Origin of the sequence: Kluyvera genomosp. 1, from assembly GCF_001266615.1 — a bacterium.
Taxonomy (GTDB): domain Bacteria; phylum Pseudomonadota; class Gammaproteobacteria; order Enterobacterales; family Enterobacteriaceae; genus Kluyvera; species Kluyvera cryocrescens_A.
Genome location: NZ_LGHZ01000001.1, coordinates 243409 through 264219 on the forward strand (window position 1 = coordinate 243409; position 20811 = coordinate 264219).

General features: G+C 48.3%; 26 protein-coding genes. 16 read left to right on the forward strand and 10 right to left on the reverse strand.

The genetic code is table 11. The features are described 5' to 3' along the window. Nucleotides 1-16 precede the first annotated feature (16 nt). On the reverse strand, nucleotides 17-277 hold the full coding sequence (locus tag KP80_RS01185) for a DUF2534 family protein (protein WP_052281737.1): 261 nt from the start codon (nucleotides 275-277) through the stop codon (nucleotides 17-19). Nucleotides 278-490: 213 nt separating this feature from the next. On the opposite strand from KP80_RS01185, the gene KP80_RS01190 reads away from it, so the two are divergent. The 3 genes from KP80_RS01190 to KP80_RS01200 are packed head-to-tail and all read left to right on the forward strand — an operon-like array spanning nucleotide 491 to nucleotide 1387. After that, nucleotides 491-817, forward strand: coding sequence for a DUF1971 domain-containing protein (locus KP80_RS01190; RefSeq protein ID WP_052281738.1), 327 nt, complete (start codon nucleotides 491-493; stop codon nucleotides 815-817). A gap of 29 nt (nucleotides 818-846) precedes the next feature. Beyond that, a complete protein-coding gene (locus KP80_RS01195; protein WP_052281739.1) occupies nucleotides 847-1200 on the forward strand; it encodes a DUF1971 domain-containing protein in 354 nt (117 codons plus the stop codon). 4 nt (nucleotides 1201-1204) lie between these two features. After that, complete coding sequence (locus KP80_RS01200; RefSeq protein ID WP_052281740.1) at nucleotides 1205-1387, forward strand: DUF1869 domain-containing protein; 183 nt, start codon at nucleotides 1205-1207, stop codon at nucleotides 1385-1387. Nucleotides 1388-2080: 693 nt separating this feature from the next. Here the strand turns inward: KP80_RS01200 and KP80_RS01205 are convergent. The 3 genes from KP80_RS01205 to KP80_RS01215 all read right to left on the reverse strand — a co-directional run bounded on the left by KP80_RS01205 (nucleotide 2081) and on the right by KP80_RS01215 (nucleotide 4102). Next, on the reverse strand, nucleotides 2081-2716 hold the full coding sequence (locus KP80_RS01205; protein WP_052281741.1) for a carbonic anhydrase: 636 nt from the start codon (nucleotides 2714-2716) through the stop codon (nucleotides 2081-2083). A gap of 196 nt (nucleotides 2717-2912) precedes the next feature. After that, nucleotides 2913-3362, reverse strand: a complete 450-nt coding sequence (locus KP80_RS01210; protein WP_052281742.1) for a hypothetical protein — start codon at nucleotides 3360-3362, stop codon at nucleotides 2913-2915. A gap of 515 nt (nucleotides 3363-3877) precedes the next feature. Continuing rightward, entirely contained in the window at nucleotides 3878-4102 is a 225-nt protein-coding gene (locus KP80_RS01215) for a hypothetical protein (RefSeq protein ID WP_035896104.1), read from the reverse strand. Nucleotides 4103-4331: 229 nt separating this feature from the next. Here KP80_RS01215 and KP80_RS01220 point away from each other — a divergent pair, with 229 nt between their 5' ends. From KP80_RS01220 to KP80_RS01230, 3 genes are all read left to right on the forward strand, one after another. Beyond that, nucleotides 4332-4760 (forward strand): DUF1398 family protein, encoded by a 429-nt coding sequence (locus KP80_RS01220; protein WP_052281743.1) that lies wholly within the window; start codon nucleotides 4332-4334, stop codon nucleotides 4758-4760. A 296-nt stretch (nucleotides 4761-5056) separates the two neighbouring features. Beyond that, nucleotides 5057-5299 (forward strand): DinI family protein, encoded by a 243-nt coding sequence (locus KP80_RS01225; RefSeq protein WP_052281744.1) that lies wholly within the window; start codon nucleotides 5057-5059, stop codon nucleotides 5297-5299. A 310-nt stretch (nucleotides 5300-5609) separates the two neighbouring features. Further along, complete coding sequence (locus tag KP80_RS01230; RefSeq protein WP_052281781.1) at nucleotides 5610-5900, forward strand: Bor family protein; 291 nt, start codon at nucleotides 5610-5612, stop codon at nucleotides 5898-5900. 114 nt (nucleotides 5901-6014) lie between these two features. On the opposite strand, the gene KP80_RS01235 is transcribed toward KP80_RS01230, so the two are convergent. Next, nucleotides 6015-7586: a sensor domain-containing diguanylate cyclase gene (locus tag KP80_RS01235; RefSeq protein WP_052281745.1), complete on the reverse strand. Its 1572-nt coding sequence runs from the start codon at nucleotides 7584-7586 to the stop codon at nucleotides 6015-6017. A gap of 270 nt (nucleotides 7587-7856) precedes the next feature. Then, nucleotides 7857-9107, reverse strand: a complete 1251-nt coding sequence (icd, locus tag KP80_RS01245; protein WP_052281747.1) for an NADP-dependent isocitrate dehydrogenase — start codon at nucleotides 9105-9107, stop codon at nucleotides 7857-7859. A 214-nt stretch (nucleotides 9108-9321) separates the two neighbouring features. Between icd and rluE the strand changes: the two genes are divergently transcribed. Then, nucleotides 9322-9972: a 23S rRNA pseudouridine(2457) synthase RluE gene (rluE, locus tag KP80_RS01250; RefSeq protein ID WP_052281748.1), complete on the forward strand. Its 651-nt coding sequence runs from the start codon at nucleotides 9322-9324 to the stop codon at nucleotides 9970-9972. 41 nt (nucleotides 9973-10013) lie between these two features. Here the strand turns inward: rluE and csgG are convergent, their stop codons facing one another. The 4 genes from csgG to csgD are packed head-to-tail and all read right to left on the reverse strand — an operon-like array spanning nucleotide 10014 to nucleotide 12347. Next, nucleotides 10014-10859 (reverse strand): curli production assembly/transport protein CsgG, encoded by an 846-nt coding sequence (gene csgG, locus KP80_RS01255; protein ID WP_052281749.1) that lies wholly within the window; start codon nucleotides 10857-10859, stop codon nucleotides 10014-10016. A 19-nt stretch (nucleotides 10860-10878) separates the two neighbouring features. After that, nucleotides 10879-11295, reverse strand: a complete 417-nt coding sequence (gene csgF / locus KP80_RS01260; RefSeq protein WP_052281750.1) for a curli production assembly/transport protein CsgF — start codon at nucleotides 11293-11295, stop codon at nucleotides 10879-10881. A 9-nt stretch (nucleotides 11296-11304) separates the two neighbouring features. Then, complete coding sequence (csgE, locus tag KP80_RS01265) at nucleotides 11305-11697, reverse strand: curli production assembly/transport protein CsgE (protein WP_231625895.1); 393 nt, start codon at nucleotides 11695-11697, stop codon at nucleotides 11305-11307. Then, nucleotides 11697-12347 (reverse strand): biofilm master transcriptional regulator CsgD, encoded by a 651-nt coding sequence (csgD, locus tag KP80_RS01270; protein WP_052281752.1) that lies wholly within the window; start codon nucleotides 12345-12347, stop codon nucleotides 11697-11699. The genes csgE and csgD overlap by 1 nt, the downstream gene beginning before the upstream one ends. Nucleotides 12348-13049: 702 nt before the next feature. On the opposite strand from csgD, the gene KP80_RS01275 reads away from it, so the two are divergent. The 9 genes from KP80_RS01275 to phoQ all read left to right on the forward strand — a co-directional run bounded on the left by KP80_RS01275 (nucleotide 13050) and on the right by phoQ (nucleotide 20798). Then, nucleotides 13050-13556, forward strand: coding sequence for a hypothetical protein (locus tag KP80_RS01275; protein WP_072129025.1), 507 nt, complete (start codon nucleotides 13050-13052; stop codon nucleotides 13554-13556). A gap of 43 nt (nucleotides 13557-13599) precedes the next feature. Next, a complete protein-coding gene (locus tag KP80_RS01280) occupies nucleotides 13600-14361 on the forward strand; it encodes a hypothetical protein (protein ID WP_052281754.1) in 762 nt (253 codons plus the stop codon). Between the two features lie 59 nt (nucleotides 14362-14420). Continuing rightward, a complete protein-coding gene (gene csgC, locus KP80_RS01285; protein ID WP_052281755.1) occupies nucleotides 14421-14750 on the forward strand; it encodes a curli assembly chaperone CsgC in 330 nt (109 codons plus the stop codon). Between the two features lie 57 nt (nucleotides 14751-14807). After that, the gene (locus KP80_RS01290; protein WP_052281756.1) at nucleotides 14808-15269 is read left to right on the forward strand and encodes an NUDIX hydrolase; all 462 of its coding nucleotides are present in this window, start codon (nucleotides 14808-14810) and stop codon (nucleotides 15267-15269) included. 53 nt (nucleotides 15270-15322) lie between these two features. After that, entirely contained in the window at nucleotides 15323-16432 is a 1110-nt protein-coding gene (mnmA, locus tag KP80_RS01295; protein ID WP_052281757.1) for a tRNA 2-thiouridine(34) synthase MnmA, read from the forward strand. A gap of 92 nt (nucleotides 16433-16524) precedes the next feature. Next, entirely contained in the window at nucleotides 16525-17166 is a 642-nt protein-coding gene (hflD, locus tag KP80_RS01300; protein ID WP_052281758.1) for a high frequency lysogenization protein HflD, read from the forward strand. Between the two features lie 3 nt (nucleotides 17167-17169). Further along, nucleotides 17170-18540, forward strand: coding sequence for an adenylosuccinate lyase (gene purB, locus KP80_RS01305; protein ID WP_052281759.1), 1371 nt, complete (start codon nucleotides 17170-17172; stop codon nucleotides 18538-18540). Between the two features lie 123 nt (nucleotides 18541-18663). Beyond that, a complete protein-coding gene (gene phoP, locus KP80_RS01310; RefSeq protein ID WP_052281760.1) occupies nucleotides 18664-19338 on the forward strand; it encodes a two-component system response regulator PhoP in 675 nt (224 codons plus the stop codon). Then, complete coding sequence (phoQ, locus tag KP80_RS01315) at nucleotides 19335-20798, forward strand: two-component system sensor histidine kinase PhoQ (RefSeq protein ID WP_052281761.1); 1464 nt, start codon at nucleotides 19335-19337, stop codon at nucleotides 20796-20798. The genes phoP and phoQ overlap by 4 nt, the downstream gene beginning before the upstream one ends. Nucleotides 20799-20811 lie beyond the last annotated feature (13 nt).

Genomic DNA, 20811 nt, shown 5'->3' on the forward strand with positions numbered 1-20811 from the left:
CGCTCGCCTGAGAGAGTTACTGCTGGCTATCAGATCCTAAAAGCAAGAAACCTAGCGGAATGGAGAAGAGAACGGTAAAAATGGTGCTGTAGACCATGACCATTGCCCCTTGTAGCACAAACATGCTCGTCGTCCATTCAGAATACGGCAGATTGTACTCGCTAACCACGCCGCCAAACGTAGCTCGCCCTACGACCACTACCGCAATAGCGAAAATAACCATCGCCGACAGCACGAATTTTTTACCCTTCGGCGTACGCAGCCTTTCCAGAATCATTGCATCCTCCCGACGCGAAACCCACGATATTTTGCTGTATTTGTAACACTAATGAAGAATAAATTGAATATTTTTTGTTGCATGACGTTCACAATTATCGGCGTAAACAGATCATCTTTTTAACTCAATTGTTAAGTTGCATTTAAAATGCATTTTTAGGTAAACAGCTGCCGATATTTATGATTTAATACTTTCAACGCATAGGGGGGAAACATGCTACGCATTCCGCAAAGTTGTATTCACACCCGTTCCACACCGTTCTGGAACAAAGACACCGCACCTGCCGGCATTTTCCAACGGCACCTGGATAAAGGCACGCGTCAGGGCGTTTATCCACGGTTATCCGTGCATCAGGGAGCTATCCGCTATCTTGGTTTTGCCTCTGAAACGTCACCCGAGCCGGAAAGTGAACTGATTATCGAAGCCGGTCATTTTGGCGTATTTCCGCCAGAAAAATGGCATTACATCGAAACCATGACCGACGATACCGTATTTAACATCGACTTCTTCGTCGAAGCTGATGTGCTGAAATCGCTATAGCCTTAGGGCCATGCAGTAAGGAGCCATCTATGTTACGTATTCCTGAAAATTTTGTTCATTCACGTTCGACACCGTTCTGGAATAAAGAAACCGCGCCGAAAGCCCTCTTCACTCACCACAATACTAAGCCCCATGTGTATGGACGCCTCTCGGTGATGCAGGGTGCCGTACGCTATTTCGGTTTCCCTGATGGTGATGCCGCTGAACCGGACGTTGAATTGGTTATTGAGGCCGGTTCCTTCGGGATTTCACCACCGCAAAAATGGCACCGCATCGAACTACTGACCGACGACACATACTTTAATATTGATTTCTTCGCCGATCCGGATGCGACCCTTGAAGGAAAAGGTTTAGGCAAAGTCGTTAACTCGCATAAGGGGTAAGAAGATGGGCAAGGCAACGTACACGGTGACCGTCACCAATAACAGCAACGGCATTTCTGTTGATTATGAAACCGAGACACCGATGGAACTGCTGATCCCTGATGTGGCGGCGGATGTGGTCAAAGACCTGATCAATACCGTTCGCGCTTACGATACCGAAAACGAACATGACGTTTGCGGCTGGTAGTACAGCGCAAGACCTCATCAACGGGAGCCTAAGGCTCCCGTTTTTATATTACATCGTGCAGGTTTAACACCCTTTGTCATACTCCTGAACGATCCCCATGATGCGGAATAATACTTTTGCAGGAGCGTGATGCTGACGGCTTTTTGCCAGGTTTATAAAAAGCCCAACGGGAGGTATTCCCATGGCCTGGCGTCCTTTTCTGTATGTCATTACTAACGACTCCCCTCTACGCACGCCTCGGCGAGGCAGACTGACGCTGGTGGTGAAACGATGATGGGTGAGGTCATGGAATGAGAAGATGACTCTGGTTGGATCTCAGCCTGGCCGTCACGATATGGGGTTGCGCCAGCCAAACTGAACAGGCCTGCCGAGTAAAAATTATCGCCGTCGCCGTTCCATCCTTAAGCCAGTGCCAACGCGTGCAGGATATCAATTCATAACGAAATGCATGGGCTTTAGGGATAGGATATTTATCTGCCCGCAAACAGGTTGTCTACGACCTGCAGGATCAAGGGAAAAACTCGGCGCTGATACGCTGGTGCTTACAGCCAGAATGACATCCCGTTTATTGACATCACCAAAGCCAGCGGCACCGTTTACCGCTGCGCGAAATAGCCAAACAAAAACCGCCGGGCTAAACGCCCCTATTATCGGAAACGTTTAGCTCAGGCGGCTTTATTGCGGGTTAGCGGATTATTCGAAGAAGACGTCTGGATTGTCGGCTAAAGAGACAAATTGTTTAGAGCCTTTATCCAACGCACGAATGGCACCGCTTTCGATATCGTAGACCCAACCGTGCAGGCGAATCGCGCCATCGCGCAGCCCTACGGCAACCGACGGGTGCGTTTTGATATTGTTCAACTGTGCAATGACGTTCTCTTCTACCATCGCATTCACTTTGTCAGTTTCATTATCAAAGGTTTTCTTCTCGACAACTGCTTTCGCTGCATCGGAATAACGCAACCAGTGGGAAACAGCCGGCATCGGCTCCAGGCACTGACAGGTAGCGATTGCTTTCATTGCGCCACAGTTAGAGTGACCGCAGATGACAATATCCGTTACGCCTAACGCAACCACGGCATACTCAATTGTTGCAGAAACCCCGCCCGGCTCTGGGCCGAAGGAAGGAACAATGTTACCGGCGTTACGGATAACAAACAGCTGTCCCGGCTCTTGTTGAGTAACCAGCTCAGGCACCAAACGACTGTCTGAACAGGAGATGAAAAGTGCTTTGGGATTCTGGCTGGAAGCCAGGCTGCGGAAGAGTTCCTGACGTTTAGGAAAAACTTCTTTCTGAAAGTTGAGGAACCCTTCAATGATATGTTGCATAGCAGTATCTCTTTCTCGTTTTTACGCAGGTCATGATGGAAATCACATTTTCAGTGTACCACCGAAGCGCAAAAGGGAAACAGTTCAATCTCAGTAACGCATGAGTTACTTATCGGCCACATCGCTGTCACGCATGGAAACCCATGAGATACGCTGCTGATGAAGCGGCTATCCAACGATGGTATCTAATGACACATCAAAATCTCGGCGTCACACCAAATTTTGGTGATTTGATGTTAGCCGCCCAAACCTTGATATCATTCTGCAGCAATAACGTGAAATCAGACGTCAGATGATTCACCATCTCATTGACTTGCCCAGCATCGTTTACCGCAAAATGTTCAATCCTGTTCTTTCCTAACGGCACGCAGCTGTACTTCGCCGGAATATCCTTACCATTTACATTCAATTTGTTATTGCTACCAGCACAGACACCTTCTGATATGTAAGAAACCACCATATTGGCTCCGCTCCGCCCGGGCTGGGCAATGCTCAACATGACGGGGAAACCATTTGAAGTCTGCGTCATGTCATACAGGATGGCATCTTTTGAATACCAGGTATTGTATTCCCGTTCCTGAAGCGCTGAATGTGAAACAGTGGGATAAAAAAGCAATGCCATGATTGTAATTGTGTGATTTTTCATAAAACAATGCCTTTAATGGTGTCCACATTCATTATTCAGATCATGAAAAAAACAACAAGATATTAAGATTATTCCTACTAGTTTTGGTTGTAGCAAGCCGACGGGTACTCAGAACGCTACCACCCACCGTTCTGAGTACCCGTGAATAGCACGCGCATTCACCCGCAGTTTCTCCTGCTGTCGACAGTGCCATTATAGACAGGAGAATGATGCTTAGATGAGTGCCTCATCAGCAGGCACTGGTGGTGAGTCCCGAATACCCTCGAATGTCATACTCTCCCTCCATCCCAACCTGCCCCCTTTAATAACTTATCCGAGCATTACGCCGCTGCTTAACAGTGAACAGAGAGCTGGCTCATCGATATTCATGGGGCATAGCCGTGAGCCAATGACGAAAAACTCACAGGGGTCGAAGGAAAATAAATGAGAGAGACGGATTATTTTATAGGCCGTATTGCACAGGTTTTGCAGAATAGCTAAGAAAGGTGAATGCCGCCCGCAGGCGGCAAGAGGATTTACTCGCTGATTTCCAGCGCATCCTGGATGGCGTCAGCCAATGCAGCAACTTCCTGAGAAACGTTGCGCAGGTCCATCTGGGAGCGGATCCCCGAGTTTGCAGTGGACGCAGAAACGGACGCTTTGGAGATTTCCAGAGCGGCCTGAACGGCCAGTAAACGCTTGTGATTTTCAGCAGCATCAACGCCGGTGGCGCCGTCGAGATCGAAGTACCCTTCTAACATGACTATCTCCTTATGTTTATCCCTCTAGTGTAGGGCGTTCCTGGTAAGCAAGCTATCAAAATTGCCAAGCTCGTAGCCATACGAAATAACGAATACTATCGCTACTACAGACTCATTGCTTTCTATTACCGAATGCCCGTATTAGTCATTTATTTTGTTGTTAACCATACTCCACTCGGTATACATTGATATCCCCTTATATATAACCACGGGGCTGATGAAGGAATAAATGGAATTTAACGAAATGATCCAAGGGTTGTTTCAACAGGTGAGGACTAAGTCTAATTTTCTTCGCTTTCTCACAGTTCTACAACAAAACAATGTGTCCTACTACATTTATTTTGTCGCGACTGGAAATGTAAAAATAGTAACCACGTCGGATAACTATTTTTCGATGAAGAGTCACAGGGGACTGATTAAAATTAATGCGCAAGCCAGCAGTCGACTGGCTCACCTTGCAGCAAAGCGCCATTTTACGGGGATGACCTCTTTCGATCGATATTGCCTCGAACTTGCACGTGCAGGCGTGTTTAAATGGGTTGTTGATGTTGAGGATGCCACACGACATTATTGGTCGAAAGATAATACGTTATTACACACGGAGAATATTATTAAACCTACGTCATTTATATCAGAAATAAACAACAGCAGGCACTAATTAATATTGATGCCGTTTTTTCGTTAATGAACGTAAATGAACTTGAGTCACGAGTTAATGAGTTCGCCTGATAAAACCATTCATCCATCACAGTAGCATCTGGGTTAAAAATTTCCCCAGCTTTCATTAAAAAATGGAGAGTCGCTTTTTTGTTAATCAATCCGTCTCTTTGTGAAGTGGTGTTGCGCAAAGCCAATGGCAGCCCCCAACGTATTTTTTGCGTGCCCGACACTTGAATGCTGGATAAAAACCCAGTATAAATACTGTTTATCCAAACAGTAAAGAGACAATGCGTGATGTTTGTAGAACTCGTATATGACAAAAGGAATTTTGATGGCTTACCCGGTGCAAAAGAGATCATTTTGGCCGAATTGAGTAAGCGAGTGCATCGTATTTTCCCGGATGCAGAAGTGCGGGTTAAGCCGATGATGACGCTTCCGGCAATTAACACAGATGCCAGCAAGCATGAGAAAGAGCAGATAAGCCGCACAGTCCAGGAAATGTTTGAAGAGGCTGAATTCTGGCTCGTCAGTGAATAGCAATGCTCCCATCCCGCAGTAGCCAATTAGCCAGGACCGCTGCGGTAAAATTGCGACTAAACCAAGCAATATCCCTTCTATACCGCTAACGCCTCCTCCGTATTCCGTTCACGATTACCAAACGTTCTGCAACAAGTCGCTAAACGGGTGTCATTTGCATCGAAACAAATAGATCCCTTAATACTCACATAAATGAATGCCTGGTAAACACACTGCATTCAGTATGGCCTGATAGTGGTGGTCGGATATGTCCAGACATCGTTATGCCAGAATATGCGGTTTCCAATATTGACTATAACCATTGATGACTATGAAAAAATTAATAATTGCATTACTTACAACGATGGCACTCTCCGGCTGCGCTCAACAGACCTTCAAAATTAATGATGGTATCGTGACGAAACCAACTCAGGTAACGAAACAAACGTTCTTCGTTCAGGGCATTGGACAAACACAAACGATTGATGCGGCCAAGGTATGCGGCGGTGCGGACAAAGTCGTCAGAACTGAAGTTCAGGAATCTGGAATGGATGTTTTTCTACGCATCGTGACAATCGGTATTTACACCCCTCGTGAAGCCCGTGTTTACTGCTCCAAATAGTGATTAAAATACCCACTCACATAATATAAAGCCCACATTCAACAATGTGGGCTTATGGCGTTTGTGCGCAAACATCAGCGTTCAGATTAACTCGTCAAATCCTGAATGCATGGCTTACACTTCTGCATATTGTTGGCTTCCACTGATGACCACTTTATTCCTGCCCGTTCTTTTCGCCTCATATAGCGCTAAGTCAGCTTTGCGTAAAACAGCATAGACATCATTACTGTTATCGCTAAACCCTGCGACCCCCAGCGAAACGGTCACTTTATCCGCATGAGGGAAAAGCGCATGCTCAATTCCCTCGCGAATATGCTCAGCAACTGCTGCGGCATCGGTGAGGTCGGTATAGGGCAATAAAACCACAAACTCTTCGCCGCCGAAACGGCAGACAACATGCCCGCTTAAGCAGAGTTCACGGAGTTTTTCGCTAAATGCAACCAGTACGGCATCCCCACCATCATGCCCATAGGTATCATTTATTCTCTTGAAGTGGTCAATATCAATAGCGATAACAGTATGCTTATCATACTGCCGATATTGTTTTAAGGATGAACTAAAGCCTTTGCGGTTATACAGTTTGGTCAGCGGATCTCGCATCGTTTCATCACTAAGCGCACTCACCCTTCGCGACATAATTTGCAAATGCAAGCTCAGGGCATCCTTAAGACGTTCGGCCTCTTTGTACCACACTTTGATATTTGCGAGTTTCTTAAGCGTCGGTTCGTCGCCTTCTGCACGGGTGCAATCGGCCAGTTTTTCCAGCGGCGTTGAAATTCGGGTTGCGAAAATCGTGACCACGGTAATCGTTAAGACAATGATTGCTAACGTAAACCAAAACGCATTAATCACAGTCTCTAATAAAATTCTTGAAACCCCTTCAGAAGCACCAGAAATAATAATTTTCCAGTCTGCTTGTTTCAGGCTAGCGTAACCCACGAGGCTACCGTTTCCGTTATTACTGCCATAGAAATTGCCGCTTTTCCCACTGAAGATCCTATCTTGATAGTCAGAGATGAGGCTAAATTCGGTACCAATAAGTTTGGGGTCACGATTAAAAATGACCTTACCATCCCCATTGATGACGCTAACATCCGTACCTTTTTCATAGAAATGCATGCTTAAGATATCGCTCAGCATGCTCTCTTTTTGAAGATAGATTGTGCCGCCAATATAGCCGATATAGTCTCCAGTAAGGCTAAACAAGGGTTGCGAGATAAAAACAACGTAATTGCCTGACGCTGAAACGAAGGGCTCAGATATAAAGTTTTGCTTCTTCTGAATCGCCTGCACGCTGGCATCTGAGTGAAGCTTTACGCCGACAAGCTTGAGACTTTCGGGAGAGGTTGCCGCGATTACTGCATCTGAGTTCACAATGACGACGGAGTTGAAAAATCCAGACTGCAAACGAAGTCGCTCAACTTCACTTTGCAAATGCGCTTTGTTACTGAGCGTCTTGATTTGTTCGGCACTATAGGCCAACTCGCGTTGTGCCGTGACAAGATATCGGTCTGTTGTATCCGCTAACTTTCGCGCATACGCCAGATTGCTATCCAGTAGCCGATCCTCAATATTGCCTTTTTGAAAGACGGTTAAAGCACTGAGTAACAAAATTGATGTAATGAGAATGCCACCCACTGATAGCATTAACATCAGCGTTCGCAGATGCAATTTCCTACTAAACATATGCCTTAACACTCTCTAAATAATCTTCTGATTCAACCGCTTTGGGGCCATCATAAACTGCTATGCGCTTTGCTGACGCAGCAATTTATACCATTCTCGCCACAGAAAACATTTCACTGCATTCGACAATTTTCACCCTAAATGGGCTTTTAATTTACTATCAATTAGCGCTGACAAACGGTGCCGCTTACGTCTTGAAAATCATCCAAATGATAATAATAAAAACGGGAACCTTTCGGCTCCCGTTTAGCACATAATCCAGACGATGGATTACATGTTTGCGATGATCGCGTCACCAAACTCTGAACATTTCAGCAGTTTAGCGCCTTCCATCAGACGTTCGAAATCATAGGTCACGGTCTTAGCGGCGATGGCGCCTTCGGTGCCTTTAACAATCAGGTCTGCGGCTTCGAACCACTGCATATGGCGTAACATCATTTCCGCGGACAGGATGATAGAACCTGGGTTCACTTTATCCTGGCCTGCATACTTAGGTGCAGTACCGTGGGTCGCTTCGAACAGCGCGCACTCATCACCAATGTTGGCGCCCGGTGCAATACCGATACCACCAACCTGAGCCGCCAGCGCATCGGAAATGTAGTCACCGTTCAGGTTCATACAGGCGATAACGTCGTACTCAGCTGGACGCAGCAGGATCTGCTGCAGGAATGCATCGGCGATAACATCTTTGATGATGATCTCTTTGCCGGTGTTCGGGTTCTTAATTTTCTGCCATGGGCCGCCATCGATCAGCTCGCCGCCGAATTCGTCGCGAATCAACTGGTAACCCCAGTCTTTGAACGCGCCTTCGGTGAACTTCATGATGTTGCCTTTGTGAACCAAAGTCAGGGAGTCACGGTCGTTGGTAATTGCGTATTCGATTGCTGCACGTACCAGACGTTTAGTCCCTTCTTCAGAACATGGTTTGATACCGATACCGCAATGTTCTGGGAAGCGAATTTTCTTCACGCCCATCTCGTCACGCAGGAATTTGATCACTTTCTCTGCGTCAGCAGAGTCAGCTTTCCATTCGATACCCGCGTAGATGTCTTCAGAGTTTTCACGGAAGATGACCATGTCGGTCAGTTCTGGGTGTTTAACCGGGCTTGGGGTGCCCTGATAGTAACGGACTGGACGCAGACAAACGTACAGATCCAGCTCCTGACGCAGCGCAACGTTCAGAGAACGAATACCGCCGCCAACTGGCGTAGTCAGTGGGCCTTTGATTGCAACGCGGTATTCACGGATCAGATCCAGCGTTTCGGTTGGCAGCCAAACGTCCTGGCCATAAACTTGGGTGGATTTTTCCCCGGTGTAAATTTCCATCCAGGAAATTTTACGCTCGCCTTTGTAGGCTTTCTCAACAGCGGCATCAACCACTTTCAGCATTGCCGGAGTCACGTCAACGCCGATACCGTCGCCTTCAATAAATGGGATAACCGGATTGTGTGGCACATTCAGCTTGCCGTCTTTCAGGGTGATTTTTTGACCTTCCGCCGGAACAACTACTTTGCTTTCCATTCACCTCTCCTTCGAGCGCTACTGGTGTGCTCGTCATCCTTTACGCCACAGGTCTTGCCGCTACTACGCCCACTCCACTTAGCCTGGAGATGCACTGTCTTACCGTCTTCCTGCAACACAAAGAGTTAGAGCATTTTTGTTAATGTTTTGTAATAAGCCTGTCAATACTACCTGATTGTTTGACGCCATGAAAGACTCTCGTTATTAGGCTATAATGCGCGAATCTATAAAGCCTGAAAATACTATGATTAAGACTTCATTTAGAAAAAACCAGCTTGAGCGATTCAGCTCACGACAAGCGACCAAACAACGCAAAGATAACCACGTAAAACGCGTTATCTTATTCAATAAACCCTATGATGTTTTGCCTCAATTTACCGACGAAGCTGGCCGCAGCACATTGAAAGATTTTATTTCCGTTCAAAATGTGTACGCTGCGGGTCGCCTGGATCGGGATAGCGAAGGCTTGTTGGTGTTAACAAATGATGGTGCCTTACAGGCAAAACTGACGCAGCCGGGTAAACGGACGGGAAAAATTTACTACGTCCAGGTGGAAGGTGAACCGACCACAGAGGCCATTGAGGCTCTGCGCAATGGCGTCACGTTAAACGATGGCCCTACTCTGGCCGCCGGTGTTGAGCGAGTCGAAGAACCCGAATGGCTGTGGCCGCGCAACCCGCCGATCCGCGAGCGCAAATCCATTCCTACGGCCTGGCTGAAGGTGACGCTTTATGAAGGTCGAAACCGCCAGGTTCGTCGCATGACGGCCCACGTTGGTTATCCCACACTACGGCTAATTCGCTATGCGATGGGCAGCTATACGCTGGATAATCTGAAAAATGGCGAATGGCGTGATGCCGACTAACGGGCGCGGGGAAAAATTCCCACGCCCTTCCAGCCCGTTGATTAAGAGATGTCTGGTACGATAACGCTTTTGTATTTTTCCAGTATCGGCGAGTTGGCATCCGATGGGTTTTGCAGCTGCCACAGGTTGCGGCTAAGTCCATCGTTAACCAGATAAATAACGCCGGTTTCGATGGCGGACATCAAGCACAGCATCACCGGTTCGTTTACCGTGTAGCCCACTTCACCTTCCAGTAAACGCTGGTAGTCAATGTAACGGAATACCCCAGCCTGGAATTCGTAAGAAAGGATCGTTTTACTGGTATTGACAGAGGAAAGAACCTCACCGGTGCTGACGTTGACCACACGTAGGTTCACCGCGATTTGATCGAGCTGGTACTCAGTGCTGGCCCCAATCCCGAAATAGCGAGCCCCCGCCCCTCCCGATTTCACATTACTTTCGTAACCAATAATCGAGCCTTCAATCAGGATATTGGCCGCCACCAGCGAAGGCAGCTGCCCACGGTTGTTGTCCGATACCGTTCCGTTTTCCTGAGCAGCACGAATGATCTTTCTTTCATTAAGCAGGTTTTGCAGCCCCTGACGTTCCAGTGGCGTAAACCAGTTTGAATCTTTTAGCGCTGACACCAGCATAGCAGTGGCACTTTGCGGAACTGACGTTGAAAAGTTACTGGCAGGATAAGGTTTGAACTGCCCGGTTTCATCCTGGATGTTATAGACCGAGACAAACAGTTTTCCTTTTGGCGCCGGGAGATGCGTTAAGTCCTGATAGCTTTGCGACCGCGGTAAGAGCGTCGGTTTTGCTGCCTGTTGAGGGGGAGAGGTAATACAGCCTGTAAGCATAAACAGGCTAACGATAATAACCACTGCGCCAGTTATATTTTTCATGTCCGCTTCTCGCCACTGATTAATTTGTTGAAATGCTGCTCAGGCCACTGACCTGAATGTTTGACGATTTTCCTGTAGCGCGGTCGAGAATATTCATCATCAACTGGCCATCGGTATTGGTGATATCGACAATAAAATCTTTGGTAACCAAGCGGCCGGGTTTTCCAGTAGACAGATTGCCCATTAAACTTCCTAACAATTGGGATTGAATAGCCGAAGTGAAATTATCTAAAGAGGAACTAGATGTTGAGCTATCCCCCCAATCATAGGCATTAGGATCTTTATATGAGTTTTGCGCGTTAGCCTCAGAAAGGAGAAAAGAACCATTATTCGGATTACCGCCAAAGTTGGGGTTAACAAACTGAAATGTCATATTCCCCGCGTAGGCTGTGGTCGATAGCAAACCAATGCCAAGAATCAAAGAAAGCACTTTCATTGTACACTCCTAGAACTCATCGTTGGTTAAATCACCAGTATTTAATAACGCTTTATTAATCGCGCGTTTTTGTAGCCCTTCATATACAGATGCTAACGCGATATTAACTTGTTTATTAAAATCATTTTTACTGGGGAATAAGAAGGTTTGAAACAATAAATCCTGGTCAACTTTGATCATTATCCAGCTGCCCCATCTGGCGCTGGGCCGTTCATTAATCGTAATTGAACCTGGATATTCTTCTTCCCAGTGATCGGTAAATGTTCTATAGAAATCATGACCTATACGCGTAATCGTATTATCCGTCACTAATCCCGGCACTTCTACTTCTGCTGAATAACTGGCGTGAGACACCAGCAGCATCATTAATGATGCTATTACCACCTTTAGATATTTCATAATTATCTTCTAAGGTTATCATTTGCCCAAGTTACCGCCTGGGTCCTGTTTTTTACTGCAATTTTACGGAATAAGTTATAAAGATGTGTTTTCACTGTATTCTCGCTAATAAATAGCAAGCGAGCTATTTCAATATTTGATGCACCCATTCTTAGTTTATTAAGAATGTCTTTTTCTCTTTGTGTCAGCCCACTGGTATCATCGTGATAACGATAGCTACCGGACTGATTGATAAGATAGCTGGTAAGATCGTGTGGAAAGTGACAACCGCCTGCCCGCACATTGCGGATCCCTTCAATTAATGTATGCTCATCAACTGAAAGGCAAAAAACTGCGCTAATGCCCGGCCAACTCTCGACTTCATGGAACGGGTACTCTTCAGGCATATTGATTAACAGTACCTTGACCTTGTCACGTAGTCGCCTCAGTTCCGTTTGCCATTGCAGAATGCGTTTTTTATCTGATTCACTCAAATCAAAAAGCACCAAAATACGTTCTGAATTAATAGTATCCAACGTTTTTTGGATATTTTGGATCTTTACATTAATCGTTAATGAGGTCTTAAGTTGATGTACCAGCGCCGTCGCTTGCAATGACGGTCTGGATATTAACAACAAAATATCATTATTCCCCGTTTCTATTTCTTTCGGCATTATGAAACTCCATCCCGCTGCTGCCGGAACGCGGCCTCTTTCTTGATATGCACAAAATAAGCATCTCAAGAAAGAGTTGCGATCCTGTGTAGTTGCTGATTAATAAGTATGACAATAAAGGTATGAAGGGCACGAGTCGTGCGCCTGTTTCCTAAGTGCTGCAATACTGTTCAATCTAGACATTGCCATTTTTATCGCAAGAGGCATTTGTGTTTCAAAATGTAACAATGAAGTATCTGTATATTTCAGTGATTCCTTCATTACTTTTTGTTTTTTATAGGTATTTTTTATAAATGCGTTTTATTAACTTTAAATACTAATTGCGTATTTACTCATAATTTGAGTCGGAGTATGTCGGGATGATGCCTTATGAATGCAATGTGTAAACTTATCCATCCAAAAAATGCTTTGTATTATAAGATAATTATCAAACTCGTAAACTATTCTACACAAACCCACGATAAATAATTAGCAACCTAATCAAAAGACGTCATTGCAACGCTTTGTCTGTCCCCTCACCCACAACTTTAATACTTTAAGTTGAGATGCGATTTTAAAATACAACATCCAGGTGAAAAACAGCTTTACGCCCCTCGGACATACTCAATCCATAAATCAGATTCATCCCATAACCCGTTAATTGGTTATAGCCTGGCTGATTTAACTCCTGACTTTAACCATCGGTTAAATCTAGGTGCGACTATGAAATCATGTTTTTTATTATTATCCATATTGGGGTACTCGTGTTTTACGTCTGCGGGTAGCGATTTAGCTGGTTCTGAATTCTCAGGGCTGGATAAATACAATCAGGGTTACGATATGATTGCGATTACTGGTCAACAGGGCAGTGGTAATACTGCGTCTATTAATCAGTCAGGTAATCATATTTACGGCTCGATATCTCAAGTTGGCGGGCAAAACTATGCGGCATTAAGTCAGAATGGATTTAATAATCGCGCAGATATCGCCCAGTACGGTAATGGTAATAGTGCGACGGTTAACCAAACGGGGATGAATAACTCCGCCACATTGATTCAGGTGGGAACGGGAAACCAATCGGATATTAACCAAACTGGTTTTGAGAACTCTGCGGAAATTGTTAATAGAGGCAAGGGCAATCTCACGCAGATTAATCAAACGGGCACAAACCGCGGTGCGGCTGTTGTGCAAAACTCGGCAGGAATGGCAATTCGTATTACCCAAAATTAGTGTTTTTACTGACTGACCAATCTCTAAACCTATGGGGTATCTCATGAAAACGTGGAAAATTGTTATTTTGTCTTCAATGCTTACATCTGGTGCAGCACTTGCTACGGGCGGTTACGGCGGTCACGGAGGTCCAGGCGTTACAATTGACCATGCGCCACACATTTCAGGTAAAGCCCCCCTCATTCCACAAAGTGGAACCTGGGATGAAGCCGTTCATGTCTACCAAACTGGAAACGGTAATACCTCAGGCGTCTCTCAGAACCATGCGTCACTTTCTACCGTTGACGTGCATCAGACCGGGAACTTTGGTTCATCAAGCGTAACCCAAACTGCAACCAATAGCGTTGTCATCCTTGATCAGAAAGGATTTGGAAACCAATCAACGGCTAATCAGAGTGGCAGCTCTAGCTCTATTAAAGTCCTGCAGAATGGTAACGGTAACAAGTCTGATGCAACGCAAACTGCTGGGGGCTCCAAAAATGCCATTTTTGTCGATCAAAATGGTACTGGCAACTCTTCCTGGGCTAAGCAATCTGGTAGCAACAACTCCATTAATGTGAAGCAAACGGGCGATTACGCGGTATCCGAGATTTCTCAAGCTGGCTATAAAAGCATTGTTGACGTATCACAGAGTGGTACTTTGAATAAATCTTACGTTACTCAGAGCGCAAACAACTCGGCGGTATTAGTCGAACAAGGTGGTTCATATAACACCAGCACTGTTAACCAAACTCACGCCAATGCCGTATCCTGGGTCCAACAGGGTCCTGGTTCCGGCAACACTTCTTATATCTCTCAGCAATAATATCCACGAAGCCGGATGAGTATTCATCCGGCTATTTATCCACGCCAGTGAGATCTAATATGCACATGCTCCTTATTGCCGCCGCACTCAGCAATCAGCTGTGGTTTGACGCCCAGCCGCAGGCTGACGCTATGGTTATCACGCCAATGGCGACGCTGACGGCCGATTGCGACTGCCAGCTAACGATTAATGTGGTTCATGAGGGCCAGTCCGGCACCAGTAATAGCAGCCAAAGTGGAAACGTCAAAATTAAAGGCCAGCAGCCGCAGGCGCTTGCCAGCATGCGCCTCGATATCCCGCAGGGCGAATGGGCGCAGATCACCGTGACGCTCAGCAACAGCAGCGGCGTCATCCTGCAGCAAAGCTGGAGCTCACCATCGCGGGTTTAATTTTCCCCTCGTCTTCTTTACTATCCTTATCATCTACTCGCCTGATAAGGATGCCGCATGTTCAAGCCCCACGTTACCGTTGCCTGCGTAGTTCACGCTGAAGGTAAATTCCTCGTCGTTGAAGAGACCATTAAGGGTAAAGCGCTGTGGAACCAGCCCGCAGGCCATTTAGAGGCGGACGAAACCCTCGTACAGGCCGCCGAACGTGAGCTTTGGGAAGAAACCGGGATCCGCGCCAAACCGCAGCAATTTATTCGACTACACCAGTGGATTGCCCCGGATAACACGCCATTCCTGCGCTTTCTATTTGTTATCGAACTCGACAAAATGTGCGCAACTGAGCCACACGATAGTGACATTGACCGCTGCCTGTGGCTGGATGCCGATGAGATTCTCTTGGCTGAAAACCTGCGCTCGCCGCTGGTTGCCGAAAGCATTCGCTGCTATCAACAAGAGCCTCGTTACCCGCTATCGCTGCTCGGCGAATTTAACTGGCCGTTTACAGAGGGTGTCAAGTAAAAGGCTGCGTGCTAGAATATGCCGCCTTGAAGTCCAATGTCGTGAGTATTCCAATGTCAGAAAGCCAGAAAAAAGTAATCGTCGGCATGTCCGGCGGTGTAGATTCCTCCGTTTCCGCCTACCTGTTACTGCAACAGGGCTATAAGGTGGAGGGCCTGTTCATGAAGAACTGGGAGGAAGACGACGGCGAGGAATACTGTACGGCTGCCGCTGATCTTGCCGATGCGCAGGCAGTGTGCGACAAGCTCGGCATTGAGCTGCACACGGTAAACTTTGCCGCAGAATACTGGGATAACGTGTTTGAACTTTTCCTCGAAGAGTACAAAGCAGGCCGTACGCCGAACCCGGATATCCTGTGCAATAAAGAGATCAAATTCAAAGCCTTCCTCGAATTTGCCGCCGAAGATCTGGGTGCAGACTATATCGCCACCGGCCACTACGTGCGTCGTGCCGATGTCAACGGTAAAAGCCAACTGCTGCGCGGTCTCGACGGTAATAAAGACCAGAGCTACTTCCTTTATACCTTAGGTCACGACCAGGTCGCTCAAAGCCTGTTCCCGGTCGGCGAACTGGAAAAACCGCAGGTGCGTAAAATCGCCGAAGAGCTGGATCTCATCACCGCGAAGAAAAAAGATTCCACCGGTATCTGCTTTATCGGAGAGCGTAAATTCCGTGAGTTTTTAGGCCGCTACCTGCCCGCGCAGCCGGGCAAAATTATGACCGTCGACGGTGAAGAGATCGGTACCCATCAGGGCCTGATGTACCACACCCTGGGCCAGCGTAAAGGTCTGGGCATCGGCGGGACAAAAGAAGGCAGCGAAGATCCATGGTATGTGGTCGATAAAGACGTTGAGAACAATATTCTGGTCGTTGCTCAGGGCCACGATCACCCACGGCTGATGTCGGTTGGGCTAATCGCTCAACAGCTGCACTGGGTTGACCGCGTGCCGGTCACCGGCACCTTCCGCTGTACGGTCAAAACGCGCTATCGTCAAACCGATATCCCTTGCACCGTCACCGCGCTGGATGCAGAACGTATTGAGGTTCTCTTTGATGAACCTGTTGCCGCCGTTACCCCAGGCCAATCCGCCGTGTTTTACAACGGTGAAATCTGCCTGGGCGGTGGCGTCATTGAGCAGCGCCTGCCGCTGCCGGTAGCGTAATCATAATTAGCAACGTGGCTTTCGCCATCGCGAAGGTTTAACGTAGCCTGTCAGGTGCTGCGGCTTCTGACAGGCGCCAACAAGGAGTGAGCGTGGCGAAGAATTATTATGACATCACCCTGGCGCTGGCGGGCATTTGCCAGTCGGCCCGTCTGGTGCAGCAACTGGCCCATCAGGGCCACTGTGACGGCGACGCGTTACACGTTTCGCTCAACAGCGTTATCGATCTCAACCCGGACTCCGCGCTGGGTGTTTTCGGTGGCAGTGAAGCCAATCTTCGTCTTGGTCTTGAAACCTTACTCGGCGTACTTAACGCCAGCAGCCGTCAGGGCTTGAATGCGGAGCTCACCCGCTACACGTTAAGCCTGATGGTTCTGGAACGGAAGCTTGCTGCCGCGAAAGGGGCGATGGATACGCTCGGTAACCGTATTAATGGTTTACAACGTCAGCTCGACCATTTCGACTTGCAATCAGAAACGCTACTTAGCGCGATGGCCGGCATTTATGTCGATGTGATTAGCCCGCTGGGTCCCCGTATTCAGGTGACTGGCTCCCCTGCCGTGCTGCAAAGCCCGCAGGTTCAGGCGAAAGTCCGCGCCTCTTTATTAGCGGGTATCCGCGCCGCAGTGCTGTGGCACCAGGTTGGTGGCGGACGTCTACAGCTGATGTTTTCTCGTAATCGCCTGACCACTCAGGCAAAACAAATTCTTGCTCATTTAACCCCGGAGTTATGATCTATGGAATTATCCTCACTGACCGCCGTTTCCCCTGTCGATGGACGCTACGGCGATAAAGTCAGCGCGCTGCGCGGGATTTTCAGCGAATACGGTTTGCTGAAATTCCGTGTACAAGTCGAAGTACGCTGGCTGCAAAAGCTGGCCGCACACGCAGCCGTCAAGGAAGTTCCTGCTTTTGCTGCCGACGCAAACGGTTACCTTGATAGCATCGTGGCGAATTTCAATGAAGAAGACGCCGCGCGCATTAAAACTATTGAGCGCACCACCAACCACGATGTGAAGGCAGTTGAGTATTTCCTGAAAGAAAAAGTCGCGTCCGTGCCAGAACTGCACGCCGTGTCTGAATTTATTCACTTCGCCTGCACCTCCGAGGATATCAACAACCTCTCCCACGCCCTGATGCTGAAAGCAGCGCGTGAAGACGTGGTGCTGCCGTACTGGCGTAAAGTGATTGATGCGATCAAGGACCTTGCCGTTCAGTATCGCGATATCCCTCTGCTTTCTCGTACCCACGGTCAGCCGGCTACGCCGTCCACCATCGGTAAAGAGATGGCGAACGTCGCTTACCGTATGGAGCGCCAGTTCCGTCAGTTGGGTCAGGTAGAGATTCTGGGTAAAATCAACGGCGCCGTCGGTAACTACAACGCCCACATTGCCGCTTACCCTGACGTTGACTGGCACCAGTTCAGCGAAGAATTCGTGACCTCTTTAGGGATTCAGTGGAACCCGTACACCACGCAGATCGAGCCGCATGACTATATTGCCGAGCTGTTCGACTGCATCGCGCGTTTCAACACTATCCTCATCGATTTCGACCGTGATATCTGGGGTTACGTTGCGCTGAACCACTTCAAGCAAAAAACCATCGCCGGCGAAATTGGTTCTTCCACAATGCCGCACAAGGTTAACCCAATCGACTTCGAAAACTCCGAAGGCAACCTGGGCCTGTCCAACGCGGTGCTGCAGCACCTGGCGAGCAAACTGCCGGTTTCCCGCTGGCAGCGTGACCTGACCGACTCTACCGTGTTGCGTAACCTGGGCGTAGGTATTGGCTATGCACTGATCGCTTACCAATCTACCTTGAAAGGCGTGAGCAAGCTGGAAGTGAACCGTGACCGTCTGCTGGACGAACTGGATCACAACTGGGAAGTGCTGGCTGAGCCGATTCAGACTGTGATGCGCCGCTACGGCATCGAGAAGCCGTATGAGAAGCTCAAAGAACTGACCCGCGGTAAGCGTGTGGATGCCGAAGGCATGAAGCAGTTTATCGACGGACTGGCGCTGCCAGAAGAAGAGAAAACGCGTCTGAAAGAGATGACGCCGGCTAACTACATCGGCCGTGCAATCACTATGGTTGACGAGCTGAAATAAGTGCCTTTCCCCCTCCTTCTTCCTGAAGGAGGGGACTTTCCAATCAATTTAGTTAATGTTTATCTCCACAAAGCCATAATCAGCGTTAATATATTCATGTCTTTAATTTAATGGAGAAACAGCATGCGCGTACTCGTCGTGGAGGACAACGCTCTGTTACGTCATCACCTGAAAGTGCAGCTGCAGGAAATGGGCCACCAGGTAGATGCCGCAGAAGATGCAAAGGAAGCAGATTACTATCTTGGCGAACACATTCCCGATATCGCCATTGTTGATTTAGGCCTGCCTGATGAGGACGGTCTGTCGCTCATTCGCCGCTGGCGCAGCCACGATATTTCACTGCCGATTTTAGTGCTGACCGCCCGTGAAAGCTGGCAGGATAAAGTGGAAGTGCTGAGCGCTGGCGCTGACGACTACGTCACCAAACCGTTCCATATTGAAGAAGTCTCCGCCCGCATGCAGGCGCTGATGCGCCGCAATAGCGGCCATGCGTCACAGGTTATCTCCCTGCCGCCGTTCCAGGTTGATCTTTCTCGCCGCGAGCTGTCTATCAATGATGAGGTGATAAAGCTCACCGCGTTTGAATACACCATTATGGAAACGCTGATCCGTAATAACGGCAAAGTGGTTAGCAAAGACGCATTAATGCTCCAGCTTTACCCCGATGCTGAACTACGCGAAAGCCACACCATTGACGTTTTGATGGGGCGTCTGCGTAAGAAAATCCAAACCCAGTATCCGCACGATGTCATTATCACCGTTCGCGGCCAGGGCTACCTGTTCGAACTGCGCGAATGAAAAGTCTCCGCCGGCATATCCTGCCGCTATCACTGCGCATGCGTTTCCTGCTGGCAACGGCCGCAGTGGTTGTCGTGCTGTCGTTGTCCTATGGCATGGTGGCGCTGGTCGGCTACAGCGTTAGCTTTGATAAAACCACCTTCCGCCTGCTGCGCGGTGAAAGTAACCTGTTCTATACCCTGGCGAAATGGGATAACAACGTTCTGAGCGTGAATATCCCCGATAATCTGAATATGCAAAGCCCCACCGTCGCGCTGATTTATGACGACAAGGGCAACTTGCTGTGGCAACAAAAGAATCTTCCGTGGTTGGTCAACCGCATTAAGCCGGAATGGCTAAAAGGCAACGGTTTCTATGAAATCGAAGCCGACGTCACCTCCACCAGCTCGCTGCTGCGCAACGATCATGAGATGCAAAAAGAGCTCACGGAAATTCACCGTCAGGACGATGACGCGGAAATGACCCACTCGGTAGCGGTTAATAGCTACCCCGCCACCAGCCTGATGCCAGCGGTGGTGATTGTCGTCGTCGACACCATCCCTATCGAACTAAAACAATCGTATATGGTGTGGAGTTGGTTCTCCTACGTGCTGGCCGCCAACCTGCTACTGGTTATCCCGCTGCTGTGGATTGCCGCTCACTGGAGCCTACGCCCGATTGCCGCGCTGTCGCAGGAAATCCGCGAGTTGGAAGATCATCACCGTGAACATCTGAACCCGGAAACCACCCGCGAATTAACCAGCCTGGTACGTAACCTGAACCGGCTGCTGAAAAGCGAACGTGAGCGCTACGATAAGTACCGCACCACCCTGACCGACCTGACCCACAGCCTTAAAACGCCGCTGGCAGTGCTACAAAGCTCGCTGCGCTCTCTGCGTAGCGAAAAGATGACCGTCAGCGAGGCCGAGCCGGTTATGCTGGAGCAAATTAGCCGTATTTCGCAGCAGATTGGCTACTACCTTCACCGCGCTAGCATGCGCACCGACAGCACACTGTTAAGCCGAGAACTGCACCCGGTTGCACCGCTTCTCGATAGCCTGACCTCCGCACTCAACAAAGTTTACCAGCGTAAAGGGGTCAATATTACGCTCGATATCTCCCCGGAAATAACCTTCGCCGGTGAGAAAAATGACTTTATGGAAGTGATGGGTAATCTACTCGACAACGCCTGTAAGTATTGCCTCGAGTTTGTCGAGGTTTCCGCGCGTCTGACCGATGACAATCTGCACATTATCGTCGAGGATGACGGCCCGGGCATTCCGCAAAGCAAACGCGATATCGTTTTTGATCGCGGCCAGCGTGCCGACACGCTTCGCCCTGGCCAGGGCGTTGGACTTTCCGTGGCGCGTGAAATTGTGGAGCAGTATGACGGGCAAATTATCGCTCGCGACAGTCTCCTCGGCGGCGCAAAAATGGAAGTCATTTTTGGTCATCAGGATCTCGAGAGTCACGAAGGGTAAATAATGTTTCCGT